This is a genomic window from Clostridium sp. AN503 (genome assembly GCF_040719375.1).
Classification (GTDB): domain Bacteria; phylum Bacillota; class Clostridia; order Lachnospirales; family Lachnospiraceae; genus Brotaphodocola.
The window spans coordinates 1,555,105-1,576,816 of sequence record NZ_JBFDTP010000001.1 but is presented as its reverse complement, the minus strand read 5'-3'; the positions used below and the strand labels follow the sequence as shown (position 1 = coordinate 1,576,816).

Sequence of the window (21,712 nt, the reverse complement as noted above, 5' to 3'; positions counted from 1 at the left end):
GAACAGGAGCAAGAACTTAAAGCAAAATCCCTTGCAATAGCAGAGAGTTTCCGCTATTGTAAGGGATTTTGTCTTTTTTCATAGCTTTTCTGCGTACTTAGTCAGAAGTATAAAAGAGGAGCCATTAAGAGCCTTTTCACTCAAGAATTAACTCTTGCTGAGAATATGCCGAAATGGGAAAGTCATAAATTGAGCGAGCTGATCACTCTTCAATCTGGTCAGGATTTTGCCCCATCTGATTACAATGATCATGGGGAAGGAACGCCTTACATGACGGGAGCAAGTTGTATTGTCGATGGTAAATCTGTTGTCTCAAGATGGACAACTACACCTCGGTGTTTCGCTTATTATGGAGATACGCTACTTGTATGTAAAGGCTCTGGATCTGGTGCAGTAGTAATGCTTTCTCAAGAAAAAGTGCATATAGCAAGGCAATTTATGGCTTTGCGTCCTCACGAAACGATGATCAAGGAGTTTTGCTTTTATCTCACACTTCATCTCTCTGAGAAGATGAAGCAGTCTGCTACGGGGTTGATTGAAGGGATTGATCGCAAAACTGTTTTGAATCAGGATGTTCTCTTGCCATCTATTTCAGAACAAGAACAAATAGTGAAATTTCTGGCTGTAATAGAGAAAACTTTACTCACGCAAGAGAGTATTCTAAAGAGACTCGTTTCTACAAAGAAAGGATTGATGCAGCAGCTCTTCATGTAAAGAGCTGTTGCACATAACCGTCTTTCGCCTTTATCAGAAGTTCATATTCCTTTTGAGCTGCTTGTAGCCGAAACTCTACCTTATCAAGCATATCCGCATATATTTGTTGTGTTGCTTGATCAGGAAACAATACCGGAATACCCATGAGTAAATCGTCTGTCATAGATACTCGGTCATGACGAACTCCTTGTGAGCCGTTATCGTAAATGTATCTGTGCCAAGCATCACTCTTAAAATACCATGCGAGGTATGAGGGGTTTATGTCTGCTTTTAGCACAAGGCAAGTGTATAGAGGCGATATGATACCTCTTTCACTGAGGGTATATCTGTTAAACGGCCCGTATGGTGCGGTATTCGACTTCCTTGGATTGTAAACAAAATCGCCCTCTTCAATAACATAGTAATTTGCGGTATTTCCATCGACCGCAATATCTTTATCAAAGAAGTCACGCTGAGGAATAAGTCCGCATTCAGCAGAGTTGGTTATTACATTCTTCACCTTACCGTTTGTATTCCGACGCGATGCTTTTTTGAAAATGTCGCCTAACCGAACGCAAGTCCACACTTCGCCGTCCTGATTGTCATGCTGATGGAAGATGTGCTGCATGACACCTCTTTTATACTTCTTGAGGGATGCAAGAAGTCTTTCCTGCACGGCGATGCGCTTATCAATTTTTTTGAGGAAATCGGCTATACGCTTCTGCTCATCGGATGAAGGAAGATGAAGCGTCACGCTCATATAATCCTCAAAGGAAATGTTGAGCAATCCGTCCATGCGAACACTTGATGATACAAGCCGTTTAAGCTGTTTGTCCATTTTCGCATTGTTGAGAGCCATCGCAATATATGGCGTATATTCTGCATCCATGACCTTGAAGCAATGATACACATAGGGGATTCGTGCTTCTGGCTCAGTAAGTTCATAGCAACAGCCAAACTGTTTAGCCTTAGATGCGCCGTGATTATACGCCAATTCGCCTTGTTTCAGGAGAATGTATTTTTTGAGGCTCTGTCCGGCATTCTCTCTGGAATACTTTTCGGACTGCATAATGAAGCCATTTCCGGCACTGAGCATCATAATGGGCGCATTTGATTCAGGATCAGTACGATTAACCAGAGAAGCTATTTTACCTAATGGTTTCGTTCTGTACGGCTCATCAAACCCCGGAAAGCGGAGCTTCGGACGCTTTTCGAGACCGTTACTTGAGGATACATTTGCCATAATTATTTGCCCTCCACTTCAAACGGGAAATCAAGTCCCAGTTCATCAAAAAATGGTTTCAGTTCTGCATCAATGTCTTTAATTTCGCTTTGCAGCTTGCGGATTTCCGCAGCCACTTCGTTCAGGTCAATCTCTTCTTCCGGCTCAAAGGTATCAACATACCGGGGAATATTGAGATTGAATCCGTTCTCTTCAATCTCCTGCATAGTGGCAACATGAGCGTACTTGTCCACATCTTCACGACGCTCATAGGTTTCAACAATCTTGTCAATGTCGCACTCACGAAGGATATTCTGGTTCTTACCGGCTTCAAAATCATTGGAGGCATCAATAAACAGGATGTTGTCGGAATTGCCGTTACGCTCCCTCTTGAGGACGAGGACACACACCGGAATGCCTGTGCCGAAGAAGAGGTTAGCAGGTAGACCGATCACAGCATCCAGCACATTCAACTTTTGGATAAGGTGTTTGCGAATCACTTCCTCAGCAGCTCCACGGAACAGGACACCGTGAGGCAACAGGACGACTGCTCGTCCGTCCTCATCCATGTGATGTACCATGTGCTGAACAAAGGCAAAGTCAGCTTTGCTCTTCGGCGCAAGCTTGCCGTATTCGTTGAAACGGGGATCTTCCATGAAACTCAAATCGCCAGACCATTTTGCAGAATACGGAGGATTTGCGACCTGAACACGGAATTTCATATCTCCAAAATAGTCATGCTCCAAAGTGTCCCCGTTGTAAATGTTGAAGTTACGATAGGGAATGCCACGAAGAATCATGTTCATTCGAGCAAGGTTGTAGGTCGTTGAGGTAAGCTCCTGACCATAGTAGTTACGCACATTGGCATAGTTCTTGAGGCGCAGCAACAGAGAGCCAGAGCCACAAGTAGGATCGGCTGCGTCCTTGACATCGGTCAGCCCAAGGCAAGCCAAACGGCACAGCAGCTCGGCAGGACCTGAAGGAGTGTAGAACTCGCCAGCCTTCTTACCGGCTGTTGCGGCGAATTGTCCGATCAGATACTCATAGGCATTACCAAGAACATCAATCTTTGTGTCATCCACGCCGAAGTTGATTTCCTCCAGAGAAGCAATGATTTTTGCCATAACAGCACTTCTGTCTTTGACGGTATGACCCAGCTTAGTAGAATCAAGCTGCATATCAGAGAACAACCCGTCAAAGTCTTCCTGTGAATCGTTTCCAATGGTAGACTCCATGAGAGCGTTGATTGCCTTCTGCAAAAACTCGATGTCGAAAGAACGATTTTCGACCATCTTTACCATCTTGCGGAACAGGAATTGTGGTTCAATGATAAAGCCCAGATCACGCAGAGCTTCTTCTACAACGGCTTCCTTGTATTCCTCATCCGCCCAAGCCTCTTCATAGCTGATACCGTCGTCTTTCAGAAGATTAGCCATGTATTTCTCGGTACGATCTGAAAGGTAGTAGTAGAAAATCATGCCCAAGATATAGTTCTTGAACTCATACGCCTCCATATTGCCCCGGAGTGCGTTTGCCATCGCCCAGAGCTTGTTGCAAAGCTCTTTCTGATGTGCCTGAATACTATTGTCCATTTTATATTCTCCTTATTGATATTTTTCGGTGTGCTGCCGGATAAAGTCCACAATTCTGTTGACCAGAGAGCGTTTTTTCAGCAGCGGCATTGGTTTTTCGATACGGTCACGAATGTTTCCTGCATCCATTGTGCCGGAAAATTCATATTCTGAGATGAAGTCGGTCAGCATGGTGGGATCAATTTCCTCTGTCTGTGCAAAGGCAACGATTTCTTCACGCTTTGCTTCATTTTCAAAGTCATTATAGGCAGCGTCAATTTCGTCTGCACTTTCAAGCCCCACAACAACACGATCTAAGAAAGCTTGCAGGATCTCAACCTTGCGGAGCAACTGCGGATTGTCGGTTCTGCCCAGCTCTTCCTTGATGTGATTAATATCATAGTCTTTCTGCTTGGCATCATCGAAATGGATGTTGCGGATAAGGTTCATGATATAGGCAACATTGATCCGGTCGCTCTCCATCAGCTCAATACAGAAATCTACATCGTTCAGGACGGAAACAACCTCACGGTCTTTCTTTTGCTTTGCATACAGCATCAGATATTTGCTTTTGTAGTCCTGATACTCCTGCTCGCTCATGATGAGAGAGTCGTGGTCAAAGCTGAACTCAATGAAGGTTTGAAGCGATTGCAGATACTTAGTCAGCTCACGGAAGGTCTCAACGAAAAGTTTCTGATCTTCCTCGCTCTGCATGGTGTCGATGTCTGCCGGCGTCTGAGCGATCTCTTTCAGGCGAGTAACCATTTCATTGTACTTCTCCACGAAATAGGGATAGTCAGGAACAACAATGCCGGAGGTATCATGGCTCTGGGAAAACAGGGTAAGAGCGTCATCTGTTCTTTTTTTCAGATTGCGGTAGCAGATGATGATACCGAAGGGCTTCGTTTCTTTCTCGACACGGTTGGTTCGTGAATAGGCTTGCAGTAGATCGTGATATTTCAAATCCTTGTCCACATAGAGGACGGACAACTGCTTGCTGTCAAAGCCCGTCAAGAACATATTTACCACAAGAAGGATGTCAAGAGCCTTGGTTTTCTTGCCTTTCACACGGTCTGAAATATCCTTATGGTAAGCAGCAAATGTATCCGTTGAGAAGTTTGTGCTGTACATCTCGTTATAGTCTTTGATAAACCGTTCCAGAGCGTCCCGGCTATGCTCATCTTTGCCCTCTGCTTCTTCGTTCTGACCATAAGAGAAGATACCGCTGATATTCAGGTCATGCTTGATCTTCTTGAAAATATCATAATATTTGACCAGAGCTTCAATCGAAGAGACAGCGAAGATTGCTGTGTACTGACCATTTCTCGTCTTTGCCTTATGGTTTTGGACGATATGGTTTGCAATCAGCGACATCCGTTCCTCAGACATATAGAGTTCCCCTACATCAATCGCATCTGCCATTGTAGGATCGTCCCAGTCGAAATCGCCTTCCATCGTCTTGATGTACTCGATATGGAAGCCGAGAACATTGTTGTCAAAGATTGCGTCCTTGATGAGATAGTTATGTACGCATGCCCCGAACAGCATTTCTGTTGTCTGTGTGATTTTTCCTTCTGTTTTGCCGTTTACCTCAAAACGGGGTGTGCCGGTAAAACCGAAGAATTGTGCCTTCTGGAAATGCCGAACGATGTCCTTGTGCATATCCCCAAACTGACTGCGGTGACACTCGTCAATGATGAAGACAACTTTCTCGTCTTTGTAAGCGTCCATGATCTTTGCATACTGAGGGCGTTTCACTGCATTTGCCATCTTCTGCATTGTCGTAACGATGAGCTGCCGGTTTTTGTCCTGCATCTGTTTTACAAGGACATCGGTACGGTCAGTCGCATCAACAGAGCCGTTCTCGAACTTGTTGAACTCTTCTGTGGTCTGAGAATCCAAGTCCTTTCGGTCAACAAGGAAAATAACTTTTTTGATATTGGGATTTGCTGCGAGGATCTGCGCCGTCTTAAAGGAAGTTAGCGTCTTTCCTGCGCCGGTTGTATGCCATACATAAGCGTTGCGGTTGGTAAGCGTCGCTTGACGGACAAGAGCTTCTACGGCGTAAACCTGATAGGGACGCATTACCATGAGCAACTTGTCCGTGTCGTTCAAAATCGTATATCTCGTCAGCATCTTAACAATGTGATCCCTTGCAAAGAAAGAGATTGAAAATTCTTTCAGGTTGGTAATACGCACATTGTTGAAGTCCGTCCAGAAGAAAGCAAGGCTGTGAAGCATATCCCTGTCGGAGTTAGCGAAATACTTTGTATCCACACCGTTGGACACTACAAAAAGCTGAATGAAGTGGTACAGCCCGTTGTAAGAATGTTTTTTGTAGCGCATTACCTGATTAACAGCTTCCCGAATGTCAATACCACGCCGCTTCAATTCAATTTGAATGAGGGGAAGACCATTGACGAGGATTGTCACATCATAGCGATTGACATATTTCCCAACAACAGTTGTTTGGTTTGTTACTTGAAAAATATTCTTAGTGTGGTCGGCATCGAAGAACGAGAGATATATTTTTGTCCCGTCCTCACGCTCCAACACAAATTTGTCTCTAAGGATTTTTGCACTCTGGAAAACAGATTTTCCGAGCATAATGTTAAATACACGCTCCCATTCCTTGTCGCTTAAAGGATGGTCGAGCTTCGCCGCATTAAAAGCTGCAAACTGTGTTTTGAAATTTTCTGCTAAAGCATCATAATCAGGAACAGTTACGGTGTTGTATCCTTGTTTATTTAATTGATCTATAAGTTGCTGCTCAAGAGCAGCTTCGCTTTGGTATGACATATCTTCAACTCCTATACTTGAGGATTATTTTTCTGAAGCAATCTGTTCTTCCGTGAAAACTTCTTTTTATTTTAAGTGTTCTTCGTCAACAAATTCCATGATGTCGTCTATTGTACAATTTAATGCCTTGCAGATTTTCCCTAAAACATCAGTAGTTACATTGTCGCCGTGGTTCAATTTATTGATGGTATAATGACTGATCCCGGCGGATTTCTCCAAATCTCTTTTTTTCATATCCCGGTCAATTAGTATTTTCCAGAGCTTTTTGTAGCTGACTTTCATTCCAGTTCCTCCATTCAAGGGAAATTATAACTGAACACAGTATAGCATGATTTTGTAGAAAACTCAAATGTTTTGTTTGCTATCGCTGTAATATAATCCTAAAATATAGTCGTGCTTCTAAAGAAAAAATACCCTTGACAAATCTTATCTCAAAGGAAAATCCTGCTCAAATACGCAACAGACAACGATTTTCCCAATCCTACATTTTTCGTTGAAGACGGCGTTTCTGGGGTGACTTTCGACTGACCCGGTTGGAATGAGATGATACGCCTTGCAGAAGCGGGGAAAGTCCAGACTGTCATTGTCAAGGATATGTCCCGCATGGGGCGTGACTATCTGAAAGTAGGATATTATACGGAAAGTTTCTTTGCCGAGCGTGATATTCACTATATCGCAATCAATGACGGCGTGGACCGCGCAAAGGGCGATAACGAGTTTACCCCTTTCAGAAATTTGTTCAACGATTTTTACGCACGAGATACGAGCAAGAAAATTAGAGCCGTCATGCAGTCAAGGGGCAACGCAGGAGAAGGCTGTACAGTCAATTTTAAGACCTATTCCAAATCCCACAAGTTGAAAAAGCGTTTGCAAAACGCTCCCGAAAATCAGCGGATTTTCCCCAATACCCAACCTGCCATTATTGAGGAAAAAGTTTTTGAACGGGTGCAGGAACTACGGGCAAACAAACGCCGCCCCACAAAGACAGGACGGCAAGGATTGTTCTCTGGTTTGCTCTATTGTGCTGACTGTGGCGAAAAGCTGTACTTCTGTACGACAAACAGCTTCACGCCGCAACTGGGGCATTATGTCTGCTCCAATTACAAGAGCAATACGGGTACTTGCTCCGCACATTTCATCAGAGAGGAAACCTTGAAGCTGTTTGTCCGGCAGAGGATTTTTGACGTAACGGCTATGTTCATTGATGATATACAGGGCTTTCAGAAAATCGTATATCAACAGAGATTTACAGAAGCGGAAAAGGCAGTAAATCGGCAGAAAAAAGAACTGGAACAGGCAAGGAAACGGATTGCCGAACTTGACCGTATTTTCAAGCGGATTTATGAGGACGATATAAACGGCACAATCAGCCATGAGTGATTTTTGAAGCTGTCCGCAGAGTATGAAGCGGAGCAAAAGGAATTGACGGCATTTGTCCAGAAAGAGCAAGCCGCTGTTGATACCTACGAACAGGACAAGTCTGATTTTGACAGCTTCGCCGCTATAATCCGCAAGTATGTGGGAATACGGGAACTAACGCCTACAATCGTCAATGAATTTGTAAAGAAAATCATCGTCCATGCGCCGGATAAGTCAAGCGGACACCGCAGACAAAAGATACAGATTGTATAGAACTTTATCGGGGAACTGGAGCAATACGAGGACAAGCAGACCATTGAACGGCAGAGAAAAATCATCTGCCATCTGCTCAAACGCTTTATAGATTGCTTTATAGATTTTCCAAAACCACTTGTGATTTTCCCACAATAATGATACTATACATAAGATATCCTTATATTTTTTAAGTTTTTTAAGATTTATAAGGTTTCATAGAACGATTCAGGAGGATTCATCCATGGGACTTATCATTCCGAAAGACTACGATCCGCATCTTACTGTCCGCGAGACTCAGGAGGCCATCAAATACATACGCGATACCTTTCAGAAGGAGTTTGGAAAGGAAATGCGGTTGGAACGTATCTCTGCACCACTGTTTGTAACACAGAGCAGCGGTTTAAATGATAACTTAAACGGCGTGGAACGCCCGGTGCAGTTCGACCTTGCAGGCATGTCCGGCGAGACCGTCGAGGTTGTCCATTCCCTCGCAAAATGGAAGCGCATGGCGCTGAAGGAGTATGATTTTCAGCCGGGCGAAGGCCTTTACACCAATATGAACGCGATCCGCCGCGATGAGGAGCTGGATAATCTTCACTCCTGCTACGTGGATCAGTGGGACTGGGAAAGGGTCATCACCAAAGAGCAGCGCACCATCGAAACCCTGCAGGAGACCGTGAATACGATTTTTAAGATCATCAAGCATATGCAGCATGAGGTCTGGTACAAATATCCGGATGCCGCGAAGCATCTGCCCGGCAAGATCACCTTTATCACCTCCCAGGAGCTGGAGGACCGCTACCCGGACAAGACGCCGAAGGAGCGTGAGAATCTGATCTGCAAGGAATACGGCTGTGTATTCCTGATGAAGATCGGCGACAAGCTAAAGAGCGGCGAGCCCCATGACGGACGCGCGCCGGACTATGATGACTGGCAGTTAAACGGCGATATCCTGTTCTGGTATGAACAGCTCGGGTGTGCACTGGAGATCTCCAGCATGGGAATCCGCGTGGATGAAAAGGCATTGGAGGAGCAGCTTAAGAAAGCCGGCTGCGAGGACCGCAGAAGCCTTCCTTACCACCGGATGCTCCTAAACGGTGAGCTGCCCTACACCATCGGCGGCGGCATCGGCCAGTCCCGTCTGTGCATGCTCCTTTTGGACCGCGCTCATGTGGGGGAAGTCCAGGCAAGCCTGTGGCCGGAGGATATGAGGAAGGTTTGCAGGGAGAATAAGATTATTCTGCTGTGATTTTATTTATTATCTGTCATTAAGAAACATGCCCATCCTGCTGCTGACAGGATGGGCATGTTATTTTCTCTGTTTCTCTTATGAAAAGTGCTGTCTGTTACGCCAGATTTTCCTCAAATTCCCGGTTCAGGCGTTCCTGGTACTCCCCCTCATAGCTGCAGCTCACAAACCGGTCCAGCGCTTCATCTAATATCCGTTTCCAGGACTCATGCTCCCGTTTTACCAGAATCGGATAAAACAAGATCCCATTGGCTGCGGCTGCATCCCGGTCGCCCGGCGCATCCCCGATCATCATGGCATGGTTCTTTTCGTATCCCTGATCCAGAAGCCGTTTGATACAGTACGCCTTACTGCCTGCATTCTGTGACAGCACCACATCCGTATGGCGCAGCAGTCCCTGGGTCTCCCACTCTTCCATGATGGCCTGCTGGTTTGCCGAAGAGACCACTGCAACATCCGCGGTCCGGTGGAGTGCCTCTATTGCCAGGCGTACTCCGCCAAAGGGCACCTTCTCCGTCTCTGGAAGCTGTTCCACCTGTCGGTTCACCTCCTCAGACCAGGCAAGCGCCTTCAGAAGGATCGGAGCCTCATGTTCTTTCATATGCTTCACAAGACTATCATTTGAAAGCTCTTTCGCTGATTCCACCCATTTGACCAGCTCATCCAGCCCCTCAATCTTCCTGTAATTGCTATCCACCTCACACAGCGCGATCTCCAGGCCCTTGAACCGGTTGATCCCTCTGGTCATGGTATACAGATTGATCGCATTCCATCGATTTTGAATCGCATCTCTCCAGGGACCAAGTCCCCACTCCTGGATCATACAGGGTCCAAAGCACCGGAAATGCTTGATATCCATGGTATCCATCGCACAGCCGTCTGAATCAATACAGACCAGATACTCTTTTTTCTTTTTGAAACTGTCAAATATTTCAGTCATCCTGATCCCCCCAATTTTATGGAGTACAATGAATTAGCAGTCTGTTGTCATGGCATTTCAGGATACATTTGCCGATATAGCTTCCGGTAGTCTGCTTTCCCTGTACTGTAATGCTCCGCCATACTCCTGTCCATTTCCGTACTGCGCATGGGGTGCTTTTGCCTTCCCATGCAAAACGCCGTTTTGTAATCCGGGTACAGGCCAAGTGTGACGGATGCCGACATCCATGCCCCAATCGCAGTTGCCTCATTGTCCAAATATGTATCAATGCCTCTGCCGCATATCCCTGCCAGGATCCTGCAGAACACATCGCTGTTTGCCAGACCGCCGCACAAGGCAATCTGCCCTGCACTTCCTGTATAGCGTTTTATGGCATCAATATTAGCTTCTATCTCATAGCCCAGTCCTTCCATAATGCTGCGGGCAATATCCCCCCGTGTGGTGCCCAGGGTCAGATTGTTGAGACAGCCTTTTGCACGGCTGTTCCAATCCGGAGTTCCTCTTCCCTGAAAGAACGGAAGGAGCATGGGGGCATCCTCTTTTGCAAGCGACTGCCTGATCTCTTCGTTCGCTGCGGCATATGCTTCTTTCCGGTTTTCCTCCGTCATTCCGTAACCAATCCTCAAAAACCAGTTAAATACCGACGCACAGGACAGGATACTGGACTCCAGGATATACTCTCCCGGCACAGCGGATGCGTTGCAGATCACATCAGGCTGCAATCCCGGAGGAACTTCTCCTGACGCCGCAATGATATACGCTCCGGTTCCCGCGGATACCTCTAAGTCTCCCCGATTTAATATCCCCATCCCCAGGGCAGCACACTGCTGGTCTCCTCCGGCGCTGATGACCGGCGTTCCTTCCATCAGTCCGGTCCGCGCGGCGCAGTCCCGGCTTACGGTACCCGCCACGCTTCCCGGCTCTATGATGGTACAGAGCTTTTCCTTATCCACATCAAACAGTTTCAGCAGCTCTTTGTCCCAGCAGCGTGTGTGCAGATTCATCAAAAGGGAACGGCTGCCATAGGTCGCATCTGTCACCCAGTTTCCTGTCATTTCATGAACAATATAGTCGGGGATCACCACCAAACGGCTGGCTTTCCCATATAGATCCGGCATACACCGTTTTATCCACATCATTTTAGATCCGGAAAATACCGGATTGATGAGGCTTCCTGTCAGAGCGAATATCCGCTCTCTGCATGGCTTCAATTCTTCAAGCAGCGGCAGGACCCTCTTGTCCTGCCACATAATCGCATTTCCAATCGGTTCCCCATCTTCATCGACGGCAATGACTGAGGATCGCTGGGAAGTCAGGGATACTGCCTGGACAGGGACTCCATGGCCTCCCGCATAAGCGGCGCAGGCTTTCATGACCTTTTCCATAGCTTCCTTCCAGTCCCCCGGAGCCTGCTCCACCCGGTCTCCCGGCAGATATACCGGTGAATACCCGGTCTGCTCCGTAAAAAGCTTATTGCCCTGATCATCGTATAAGATGCCCCTCATGCTGGAGGTGCCAATGTCCAATACAGCAATTCCCATACCTGTCCCTCACTTTCTCCTCGCCGCTATCCGTTCATACCACATACCAATTTTCTGCCAAGTCAGTAACCGGCGCCCTTCCAACGTTTCCGAAGGAAATGGGCCGCCATTTTCGGCGTTCTGTCTCTGGTGAATACACCTTTCTTATTTCCATTCACCCGCTTGATATTTTCCGCTGTAGCAAAGTCGGCAAAATTCCACACATGCTCCCCGGTGATATAAGCCAGAGAGTCAAAAACCTCCCCGTAGGCTTTTAAAAAGTCTGCCTGGTATTCCTCGCTGAACAGCCTGCTGTTTATATCATGCAGACCTGCAATTGTGTCTGCCCCATACTCCCCCAGCATAATGGGTTTATCCGGGCAGCGCCGGTGAAAACGTTCCAGCTCGTCCTTCAAAAGCGCCGCGGCTCCGGGCAGGTTTCCCTCTGTATCATACCAGCCCCGGTAACGGTTTATGATAATAACATCACACAGCTCAGCCACTTTGCAGGCCTCCGGGCTGGAACCCTCATAGGTTACCAGTGTCACCGGGCGCTTCTGCACATCCAGCTCTTTTGTCAGGCGCACGAGAGGTTCAAAATACTCCTTCGCACCATCCTCCTCGCTGGCCGGTTCATTGGCAACGCTCCAGATGACGACACAGGGATGGTTTTTATCCCGTTCCACCATATCCCGCAGGACTTCCCGGTGATGCCCGGCTGTCTTAAGCTGAGACCACGTACCCTCTGGTTTTCCTCCAAGCATACCAGTTGCCGAAAAACCTGTATGGAGTCCCACTGCCGGGGCTTCATCAATGACCAGGATTCCCTCGCGGTCACAGAGCCGCAGCATTTCCTCACAGTAAGGATAATGACTGGTCCGGAACGAGTTGGCTCCAATCCATTTTAACAACGCAATGTCTTTTACATTGTACGCCATATCAAAGCCTCTCCCACGGACAGGCGTATCCTCATGCTTGCCAAAACCCTTTAAGTAAACAGGCTTACCATTTAAGCAGAGATGGCAGTCCCGTATCTCCACCTCCCGAAATCCAAACGCTTCTTCATAGCAGTCCCATTCCCCGTCCGTCCCCTTCAGCGTAACCTCCAGTCTGTACATCGCAGGATGTTCCGGCGCCCAAAGACTCACGGAATCCAGTTGTCCCGTTCCAGTTCTCCCGCCTGCTGAAAACACTTCTTTACTGGAAGGATCCAACACTTTTACAGTTACTTCACCGTCTCCCCGGCAGACTGTTTCCCAGGAAAAGGAGCCGTCCATCCTGCCATATACCGTAATATCCTCAATATATTGCCTGGGCATCGTGTAAAGACATACCGGGCGCATAATACCCGAATAATTGTAAAAGTCAAAATTGGGCAGATTATGTATCTCCTCTGGCAGTCCGGGGAATTTCTGGCGTACAACTCTGCCCGCAGGGAGAGTTGTGCTGTCCACAATATTATTTACCACCACTGCAAGATCATTTTCTCCCTCCCGTGCTTTCCCGGTGATGTCAAACTGAAACGGCAGGAATCCGCCCCGGTGGCTTCCCAGACATTCTCCATTCAGCCACACCTCCGCCTTGTGAGTAACGCTTCCGAACCGGAGGACCAGACGGCCCTCCAGCATCTGATGCGTCACCGTAAGCTTCCTTTTGTATAACATATCCCCCACATGGTCCGCAAACGCCTTTCCCTCATAAATATCATTGTAAGAGGATGGTACCGGCATCGGGATCATATCTTTACACAGAGCATTCTCCCCCGGCGCATATTGCTCGTCCGCCTTTAAAAGCTTAAAATCCCACACCCCATTCAAGTCAAAAACCATGCGGCTTTTTGTCATTTCAGGATATAGCATACGATGTCCCCCCTAATTAATCAGCGCCTTTTTCCTTCATCATCTGAGTACCTTTCTTCATCATAGAATCTACCACATTATCCAGCGTATCTGTCCCTAAAAGGAACTTTGCGCACTCCTCAACCATCATCTGAGACATTTCTTTATTGTAAGTAGGTACATTCTGGTATACGTTATCCTTCCATGCCGGATTGTTCATAACCTTCTCCAATGCCTCGACATCCACATATTTCGGTTCTTCAATCTGCATATTCATGAATTCCATCTTGTCGGCGCCCTTTTCAGCCGAAACGCTGATTCCGCGGATCTTCATGCCCTCTGTTGTATAGAAGCGGATAAAATCATACGCCTCCTGGGGATGCTTGGACGTCTTGCTGATGGAATAAAAATGAGACTCTGTGTATGTGGTGCCCGGTTCCGCGTCCTTCCATGCCGGGATTGGCGCGAACGTGGCAACAAAATCATGAGGGTATTTATCCTGGTCGTCCAACTCCGGAACGATGAAATTTCCAATCGGAAGCATAGCGATCTGTCCGTTGAAAAACTTGTCACGATAGTTCATATTCATGGAAGTCACATCTGCATACGGAACCTGGCTCTTGTCTGCCTGCTCCAGATCACTGCGGAATTGCAGCCACTCTTTGTACATTGGATGGTCAAAATTCACTGCAGTCATATCGGCATTAAACATGGGGTTATCCGGGTAATTGGACCACATTCCCATATAGTCATAATGATCCCATGTGTGAAAATAGCTTCCATAACGCTTATTAGCGCCCTCGCCCTGAGTCAGCTTTGCAGCATAATCGCGGTAATCATCCCAGGTCCAGTCAAGGTCCGGTACCGGAAGTCCTGCTTCATCCAGATAATCTTTATTGATCAGGACAAACCATGATTTTAAGTCTCCCGGAATGCCATACATCTTGCCGCCAACTTTCTGTACGATCGCATATGCATCCTCTGGCTTGATTCCCTCTTTCTCAAAATATTCCTCAAGCGGCAGGTACGCGCCGGAACCCGCCCGCTGTGCATGCTCCGGGAATGCAGATGTCATCAAGATATCCATCTCCTCGCCGCCCATAACCATCAGATCCACTTTTTTGTAATACTCAGTAGCCGTCATATCTCCATAATAGTCAAATGTGACCGTGATGTTGGGATGTTCTTTGGTGTAGGCTTCTGCAACCTTCTCATTCAAATCCTTGTATGCAGTCTGCCATGACACAAAGCGCAGATTTACTGTCTCATCTGCAGATGCAGCCTCCTGGCCGCCTGCTCCTCCTGTGGCTGTACCCGCCTCATCTTTTGTCTTCCCTCCGCATCCGGACAAAACCGAAGCTGCAAGAGCTGCTGCCATAATAGCTGCCATCATCCTGTTGTGTTTTTTCATTCTGATACCCTCCTTCAATAAATAGTTTGTTATTATCCCTTTACTGCCCCTGTAGCGATCCCGTCGACTACAAAACGCTGGCAGAATAGAAATACGATGACAAGCGGCAGGATCGCCGAAACGGCGGCTGCCATGATCAATGAGTAATAGCTTCCTGATTCCGATGCAAACTGCTTCATGCCCAACTGGATCGTATACAGCTCCCGGCTGTTTAAAAATACCAGAGGAGCCTGATAGTCATTCCAGGTCCAGACAAACTTAAGTGTTGCCAAAGTAGCCAAAGACGGTTTGATCATCGGCAGGATGATGTGGAAAAATATGGTCAGGTGTCCTGCCCCGTCAATCTTGGCAGATTCCGACAGGGATTCCGGGATCGCCATCATGGCCTGCCGCAGAAGAAATACACCGTAGACACTGAAGGCCAGCATCATGATCAATCCCATGTGACTGTTATACAGGCCAATGTTCCGCATGATTATGAACTGGGAAACGATCGTAACCTGCGGCGGTATCATCATCGTGGCAAGATAGGCCAGGAATATCTTATCCCTGCCCGGAAAATCTACTTTGGAAAACCCGTAAGCGCCCAGAGCGGAGACGAACACCTGAAAGAAGGTGGCAAGGATGGTCACTTTGATGGAGTTTAAATAATACAAACCAAAATTATATTCGCCGCCCCACACCTCTTTCATATTTTCTACAAAATTCCATCTGGGTGGAATCCACTGGATCGGGAAATTAAAAACATCCGCCTCTACCTTGCAGGCTGTGGAGATCATCCACATAAGCGGCATCAGCATGGTCAGCCCAATTCCCCAGAACAGGGCTGTCAGAATCACTTTTGTTACCTTTTTACTCTTCATCTGACTCCCTCCTTTATTCTAATGTGAATCGGTCCTGAAGCTTCCACTGGATAAGCGTCACCACAAACACCAGCACAAAAAGCGCCCATGCCAGCGTATTGGCATATCCCATATCAAAATATTCAAACGCCGTTCGGTATACATAGTACGCCATAACAGAGCTGGAACTCCCGGGACCGCCCTGAGTCAGGACGCTGATCTGGTCAAATACTTTAAAAGAACCAATGATCCCCATGATCGTCAGGAAAAAAGTAGTCGGCGAGATCAACGGGATCGTAATAGAAAAAAACTGGCGTATAGACGACGCTCCGTCTACTCTCGCGGCCTCATATACGTCCTCCGGGATCCCCTTAAGCCCCGATAAAAACACGATAGAATAATACCCCACCTGCTGCCATATGTAGATTACCATAATAGACGGCAGCGACCATTTGAAATCCGCCAGCCACCCCGGCGGGTTCTCAACTCCCAAAAGCCTCAAAAACTGGTTGATCGGCCCATAGCTGGGCTGCAGAAGCACCATCCACACCGCACAGACAGCAACGACACTGGCAATGTAGGGAATAAAGATCATCGTGCGCACTGCGCCGCCTCCCCAGATGTGCTTGTTGATGATGCTTGCCATCACCAGGCCCAGTGCAATCAGAACCGGTACCGTAATTGCCGTAAAGATAATGTTGTTTTTGTAAGAATTGATAAACCACTCATCCGAAAACAGCCGGATATAATTGGACAACCCGGTGAACTTGATCGCCCCCCACCCTTCCATGAAGTTCCACTTGGTAAAACTTAAAAACAGTGAAATCAGCACAGGGATGAATGTAAATACCAGAAACCCACACAAACTCGGCAGGATAAATCCCATGCCTACCAACAGTTCTTTCCGTGTACGCTTTTTCGATTTCTTGTTCATCTGTTACCTCCCCTTTTTATTTTTTGATACAATTACACACATATTACAGTCTGGTATCCCATCTTCCGCAGAATACATTGTCATCATAATGGCCCTCGAAGGAAGCTTCACCTGCCGCCTTCTGCAGGGTTTGCCGCACCACCTCCCTTGTGGGAGCATAGGCGTTAATAAAAGTTTTTGCCATTGGGACGTCCAACAGGTGGTTGGTGTAATTCAGCGAAACAAATATGGTCGGCAGTTCCCTCACATACCATGGGATTTCCACAGAATGCCCAATGGACCACTCCAGCCGCACATTGTTCTGCTGCGCATAGCCTTTCATATTGATAAACACAAATACACAATCATATTTCTGCTTAAACTCCTCCACCTTGCCAATAATGACTGTTCTGAGTTCTTCTTCCCTGCTGACCTCTCCTTTCACGGAAAGATCATAAAAACTATCGTGCATGGTCACCTGGTAGCCGTACTGTTCCATTTCTTCCCGAACCAACTGCTTTACCGGATCGGCTTTATTGCCCCGTGATACAGGCGGGCTGCTGATCACATACACATAGGCCCGCTTATGGGTAGCAGGAGATACCGGCAGATTTTTGTGGGTATCCTTCACAAGTGTAATGCTCTTTTTTGCCGCCATGGCCGCCATCTTTAGGTGTTTCTCACACCCGATGACAGAAAGCCCCTCCTTTGGCGGAACCAGTCTTCCCTCCTTCTGCTTTTGAGGAAGATTTAAGTATGCCTTCAATCCCAAAATTCTGGTTACTGCGTCATTTAAACGCTCCTCTGTCAGGATTCCGTCCTGGTAGCCTTTCAGCATATATCCAAAGTCTTCCTCGATATCATTAAAGAACAGGAACATATCACATCCGGCAGCGATCGCACATGGGACCTGCATACTGCGCGGCATGGCAGAAGTCATCCCTGCCATGTGGGATGCGTCCGTAAGCAGCAAACCATTAAAACCAAGCTGTTCCCGCAGGAGTCCCTGTAACAGCTCCGGAGACAGCGTAGCAGGCATGATCTCCCTGTCCTGGATTCCAGGCTTAAGCTTCCTTGAATACTCCGGCAGTGCGATATGTCCCACCATGATGCTGGGAATCCCATCATCTATCAGAGTCTTGTAGACATATCCGAAGGTCTCGTCCCACTGTTCGCAGCTTAAAGTATTGACCCCCATTACCAGGTGCTGGTCCAATTCCTCTACGCCATCCCCGGGAAAATGTTTGCAGCATACCGCCATCCCCCCCTGCTTGACGCCATCAATGTAAGCCCTGCAATTCTTGATCACCTCGTCCGGAACTCTGCCATAAGAACGAGTATTGATAATGGTATTTCTCCAGTTGTAGAGAAGGTCGCATACCGGTCCAAAATCCCAGTTACAGCCTACGGCAGCCCCTTCTGCACCGCTTACATAACCGACATTCCAGGAGGTCGTATCATCATCAGTGGCCCCACATGCCGCAGCCGTTGCAATATGAGTGCCATCAGAACATGCCCCGCTGCCTCCGTTATCGCAGTTACACGCGATCAAGAGAGGGATTTTGCTGTGTTCCTGATAAAACCGGTTTTGCTCATAGATCTTTTCTGCCGGCTCATTTTGATATCGGCATCCGCCAATATGGTATTTCTCAAAAAGGAGTTTCGCTTCCTCCCTATCCTTTTTGCGGTCCAGCATGATAAAAAGCTGTCCGATTTTTTCCTCGACCGTCATGCCCTGCAACGTCTCCTGTACCCACTGAATCTGCTGCTCTGAGAGATAAAACGGCTTCTGTTTTAAATCAACCATGTTCTTACACACGCTCCTTTCTCATTATTTTTCCGGCGGAGGCCAGTGAAGCCCCCGCTGGTTTGAAAAACCATAATCCTGTGACGGCGCATATTCCGGACATGCTTCACCGACCAGTTTCCCGTCCACAACCCATCTGCGGTCCTCCCCATACAGCTCCCGTATCAGCTCTTCTTCCAATCGCTCACTAACTACCCGGTATTTCTCCTGTCCTGCCAGATCATGAAGCTCCTGCCGGTCCTTTTTGATATCAAACAACTGCTTTTTATTGCCAAACGGATAGTAAATAAGCTTATACCTTTCATCCAGGATCATCCTGGTAGCCTTCACGCCTTCACTGATCTCACCAAACAGGCAGTGTCGGGTCTCATCTCCAAACAAAGAAAATCCCTCCACAGTTTCCGGCTTCGGCAGACCGCAAAACTCCAGCAGAGTAGGCATCACATCCTCCAGACAGGCCAATCGCCCATCCACCATCCCCCTCTTTTCTTCCACCGGCTTTCCGGAGAAAATCAACGGTATATTGGCTGAAGCTTCATAAAAGCACCGTTTACCAACGATATGGTGGTCAAACAGCATATCCCCGTGATCACTGGTAAACACAATCAGCGTATTATGTAAAAGCCCTTGCTCCCTGAGAGTCCCTATAAGCAATCGGATCTGATGGTCAATATAGGTACACTGTGCAAAATACGCCCGTCTCGCCAACTGGATTTCCCTGGCACTATAGATGTGTGAATTTTCTGTCATGTATCTTATCACCAAACTGTCATCTTCCCAGTCGCCTTCCACCGGCGGGATCACGCTGTCCGCTCCATACATAGCCAGGTAATCTGCAGGCGGGACCAACGGCGGATGAGGAAATTGATAAGAAATATAGAAGAAAAATGGTCGGCACGGGTCACGCCGTTTTATCTGCCGTACCATCTCACGGGTCGTCCATGCTGTCGGATGGGTATACTCCGGCAGCGGCCAGGGCCGCGCCAGATAAGTATTGTTGCCCATCCCATGGGCAAATTCCTGGCCCACGTAGCCCTGTTCTCCCAGCCAGATTTGGTAATCATCCACCACACCAAACTCATACCGCCCTTCCTCCTGCAGAATGACCTCATCAAAGCCAATCCTGTTCCTCTGTGGATATACATGCAATTTCCCCACCGCCACAGTTTGATAGCCGCCTCTTTTAAACGCCTCTGCCAACGTCGGCATTTCCGGCATGGGAAGCCGGTCCTGATACAGACGGTCCCCATGGGTCCGAGGGCTGGTCCCTGTCATTAAACTCCTTCGAGCCGGGATACATACCGGACAAGTACTGTAACACCGGTCAAACACGATACCGTCCCGCGCTAACTGGTCGATCGTCGGCGTCATCACCGACGGATGTCCAGCAAAGCCAAAATAACTGCCAGACCACTGGTCAGTCTGGATGAACAGCACGTGTTTTTTCTCTTTTATCAAACAACACACCTCCTCTTCTGATCTGATTATTTTATCAATCTGATGTCCTCTTCCAGCAAGAGTCCCTCTCCACCAGTTCTGGCAGCAGAAAAATATGCTTCTCATTTTCTTTTACCCTGCGCCCGTCTCTCATTCGGATCAGCAGTTCAATAGCCCGTTTCACATGATGACTGTGGGAAATAGACACAGAAGTCAATTCAATAGTCGGAAGATCTGCATTGATATTATCAAAGCCGATCAAAGATATATCTTCAGGAATCGCAATATTCCGCTCCATACATGCCTTAACCACACCATTTGCTGTCGCATCGCTTGCTGCGATCACTCCCTCCGGTTTAAAACGCTTCTGCCCCAAAAATTCACTGAACTGCCGGTAACCTCGTTCAAAACTGCTTTTATACCGGCCCTCACTCTCAAATATCTCTGCGTAGATCCCCGCCTGCTCCGCAGCATATAAAAAACTCTCCGCCCGGCACCGATGGGCAAGACGGTCCTCATAGCCTATAAACAGGAGATTCCGACATCCACACCCGATCAGATACTCAGCTGCAAGCTGTCCACTCCTCCTTTCATCTGCACACACGTACGGAATCGGATTTCCCTCCGGCATCTGGTTCAAAGCCACAATCGGCACATACCGCAGAAAATGATACAGATTCTTAGCGCTTTCTTCCCCCACTGGAAAAAATAAGATACCCTCCACCTGATTCCCGATCAACAGCTTGAAATAATCCATCTCCATTTCATAATTTCGGAAACTGCTGCACAAAAGCACCTGATATCCACACAGTTTTGCCTCGGCTGCCGCCAGGACCATCAACCTGGAATAGAAAGGACTGGTGATATCCGGCACCACAAGCCCAATGGTCTGGGTGTGCTGCATCACCAGTCCTCTCGCCAGTGTATTAGGTACATATGCCAGCTTCTCGCAGACACTAAGGACATACTCCCGGGTCTCCTCACTTAACCCCCCAAGGCCATTAAGTGCTCTCGAAACGGTAGCCACCGAAACACCCGCTTCTCTGGCAACATCCTTGATCGTCACCTGCTTTGGTTTCATGTCTCCTCCCCTCAGTATTTCGCAAACGTTTAACTTGTTGCAAATATCATAGCATATAATATTTTTACAAACTATTCGTGAAACAAACGATACGTTTTAAGTAAACTTGTACACATTCCACAAAACTCAAACGTTTACTCTGTGCATTTTTTATCAATTAATTTCTGTTATATGATTTTCAAAACAAAATGAGCGGAAAAATGCAGTCCACACCGCAATTTCTCCGCTCATTCTATCCTTTTTACTATGATATTATACTATGACATACACGTTTTTATCCAGTCACTGCCGCTTCTCAATCTCCATCAGCTGATCCACCCTGCGTTTATGCCGTCCCCCCTCATAGCTGTTGTCCAGCCACTCATCTACGATCATCTTTGCCATCTCCACTCCGATGACCCGGGCGCCGAAGGTAAGGACGTTGGTGTCATTGTGCATCCGGGACAGCCTGGCGCTGTAGGGCTCGCTGCAGGTGCAGACCCGCACTCCCTTTACCTTCCCCGCCGCAATGCCGATCCCGATGCCGGTGCCGCAGATGGCAATACCATAATCCGCCTCCCCGGCAGCTACCGCACGGCCGACCTTCTCTCCGAATTCTGGATAGTCACAGCTCTCATGACCGTTTGTCCCGACATCAATCACTTCATACCCCTTCGATTCCACATACGCCCTGATCTCTTCCTTCATCTCCAGAGCCGTATGGTCATTACCGATTACAATCTTCATTGTACTGTCTCCTCTTAAGATTCATTCTGTTCCGTCTGGTCTGCCTGAT

Annotated in this window: 18 protein-coding genes and 1 pseudogene; 5 read left to right on the top strand and 14 right to left on the bottom strand. The window is 47.6% G+C overall.

Features of this window, described 5'->3' with window-relative positions; translation table 11 throughout:
* Nucleotides 1-165: 165 nt before the first annotated feature.
* Entirely contained in the window at nucleotides 166-714 is a 549-nt protein-coding gene (locus AB1I67_RS07155) for a restriction endonuclease subunit S (RefSeq protein ID WP_367029119.1), read from the top strand.
* Here the strand turns inward: AB1I67_RS07155 and AB1I67_RS07150 are convergent.
* From AB1I67_RS07150 to AB1I67_RS07135, 4 genes are all read right to left on the bottom strand, one after another.
* On the bottom strand, nucleotides 707-1,936 hold the full coding sequence (locus AB1I67_RS07150; RefSeq protein WP_367029118.1) for a restriction endonuclease subunit S: 1,230 nt from the start codon (nucleotides 1,934-1,936) through the stop codon (nucleotides 707-709). The two genes, AB1I67_RS07155 and AB1I67_RS07150, sit on opposite strands and share 8 nt — an antisense overlap.
* A gap of 2 nt (nucleotides 1,937-1,938) precedes the next feature.
* Nucleotides 1,939-3,507: a type I restriction-modification system subunit M gene (locus tag AB1I67_RS07145; protein WP_367029117.1), complete on the bottom strand. Its 1,569-nt coding sequence runs from the start codon at nucleotides 3,505-3,507 to the stop codon at nucleotides 1,939-1,941.
* Nucleotides 3,508-3,519: 12 nt separating this feature from the next.
* Nucleotides 3,520-6,285 carry a type I restriction endonuclease subunit R gene (locus AB1I67_RS07140; protein WP_367029116.1) on the bottom strand — a complete coding sequence of 922 codons (2,766 nt, stop codon included), beginning with the start codon at nucleotides 6,283-6,285 and terminating at the stop codon, nucleotides 3,520-3,522.
* Between the two features lie 66 nt (nucleotides 6,286-6,351).
* Entirely contained in the window at nucleotides 6,352-6,567 is a 216-nt protein-coding gene (locus AB1I67_RS07135; protein ID WP_367029115.1) for a helix-turn-helix transcriptional regulator, read from the bottom strand.
* Nucleotides 6,568-6,825: 258 nt separating this feature from the next.
* On the opposite strand from AB1I67_RS07135, the pseudogene AB1I67_RS07130 reads away from it, so the two are divergent.
* From AB1I67_RS07130 to asnA, 4 genes and pseudogenes are all read left to right on the top strand, one after another.
* Nucleotides 6,826-7,080: pseudogene (locus tag AB1I67_RS07130) on the top strand (recombinase family protein); the annotation flags it as partial.
* On the top strand, nucleotides 7,072-7,665 hold the full coding sequence (locus tag AB1I67_RS07125; protein WP_367029170.1) for a recombinase zinc beta ribbon domain-containing protein: 594 nt from the start codon (nucleotides 7,072-7,074) through the stop codon (nucleotides 7,663-7,665). The pseudogene AB1I67_RS07130 and the gene AB1I67_RS07125, both read left to right, overlap by 9 nt.
* 3 nt (nucleotides 7,666-7,668) lie before the next feature.
* On the top strand, nucleotides 7,669-7,917 hold the full coding sequence (locus AB1I67_RS07120; protein ID WP_367029114.1) for a DUF4368 domain-containing protein: 249 nt from the start codon (nucleotides 7,669-7,671) through the stop codon (nucleotides 7,915-7,917).
* A 223-nt stretch (nucleotides 7,918-8,140) separates the two neighbouring features.
* Nucleotides 8,141-9,148: an aspartate--ammonia ligase gene (asnA, locus tag AB1I67_RS07115; RefSeq protein ID WP_367029113.1), complete on the top strand. Its 1,008-nt coding sequence runs from the start codon at nucleotides 8,141-8,143 to the stop codon at nucleotides 9,146-9,148.
* A gap of 97 nt (nucleotides 9,149-9,245) precedes the next feature.
* Here asnA and AB1I67_RS07110 read toward each other — a convergent pair whose 3' ends face one another.
* From AB1I67_RS07110 to rpiB, 10 genes are all read right to left on the bottom strand, one after another.
* Nucleotides 9,246-10,088, bottom strand: a complete 843-nt coding sequence (locus tag AB1I67_RS07110) for an HAD hydrolase-like protein (protein ID WP_367029112.1) — start codon at nucleotides 10,086-10,088, stop codon at nucleotides 9,246-9,248.
* A gap of 47 nt (nucleotides 10,089-10,135) precedes the next feature.
* Nucleotides 10,136-11,629, bottom strand: coding sequence for an FGGY-family carbohydrate kinase (locus AB1I67_RS07105; RefSeq protein WP_367029111.1), 1,494 nt, complete (start codon nucleotides 11,627-11,629; stop codon nucleotides 10,136-10,138).
* 62 nt (nucleotides 11,630-11,691) lie between these two features.
* Entirely contained in the window at nucleotides 11,692-13,467 is a 1,776-nt protein-coding gene (gene uidA, locus AB1I67_RS07100) for a beta-glucuronidase (protein WP_367029110.1), read from the bottom strand.
* Nucleotides 13,468-13,483: 16 nt separating this feature from the next.
* Complete coding sequence (locus tag AB1I67_RS07095; protein WP_367029109.1) at nucleotides 13,484-14,857, bottom strand: extracellular solute-binding protein; 1,374 nt, start codon at nucleotides 14,855-14,857, stop codon at nucleotides 13,484-13,486.
* Between the two features lie 32 nt (nucleotides 14,858-14,889).
* Nucleotides 14,890-15,720 carry a carbohydrate ABC transporter permease gene (locus tag AB1I67_RS07090; RefSeq protein WP_367029108.1) on the bottom strand — a complete coding sequence of 277 codons (831 nt, stop codon included), beginning with the start codon at nucleotides 15,718-15,720 and terminating at the stop codon, nucleotides 14,890-14,892.
* A 13-nt stretch (nucleotides 15,721-15,733) separates the two neighbouring features.
* Nucleotides 15,734-16,633, bottom strand: a complete 900-nt coding sequence (locus tag AB1I67_RS07085) for a sugar ABC transporter permease (RefSeq protein ID WP_367029107.1) — start codon at nucleotides 16,631-16,633, stop codon at nucleotides 15,734-15,736.
* 43 nt (nucleotides 16,634-16,676) lie between these two features.
* Nucleotides 16,677-18,419, bottom strand: coding sequence for a glycoside hydrolase family 3 N-terminal domain-containing protein (locus tag AB1I67_RS07080; protein ID WP_367029106.1), 1,743 nt, complete (start codon nucleotides 18,417-18,419; stop codon nucleotides 16,677-16,679).
* Nucleotides 18,420-18,443: 24 nt separating this feature from the next.
* Complete coding sequence (locus AB1I67_RS07075; protein ID WP_367029105.1) at nucleotides 18,444-19,877, bottom strand: sulfatase-like hydrolase/transferase; 1,434 nt, start codon at nucleotides 19,875-19,877, stop codon at nucleotides 18,444-18,446.
* Nucleotides 19,878-19,911: 34 nt separating this feature from the next.
* Nucleotides 19,912-20,937 carry a LacI family DNA-binding transcriptional regulator gene (locus AB1I67_RS07070; RefSeq protein WP_367029104.1) on the bottom strand — a complete coding sequence of 342 codons (1,026 nt, stop codon included), beginning with the start codon at nucleotides 20,935-20,937 and terminating at the stop codon, nucleotides 19,912-19,914.
* A gap of 282 nt (nucleotides 20,938-21,219) precedes the next feature.
* On the bottom strand, nucleotides 21,220-21,663 hold the full coding sequence (rpiB, locus tag AB1I67_RS07065) for a ribose 5-phosphate isomerase B (RefSeq protein WP_367029103.1): 444 nt from the start codon (nucleotides 21,661-21,663) through the stop codon (nucleotides 21,220-21,222).
* Nucleotides 21,664-21,712: the final 49 nt, after the last annotated feature.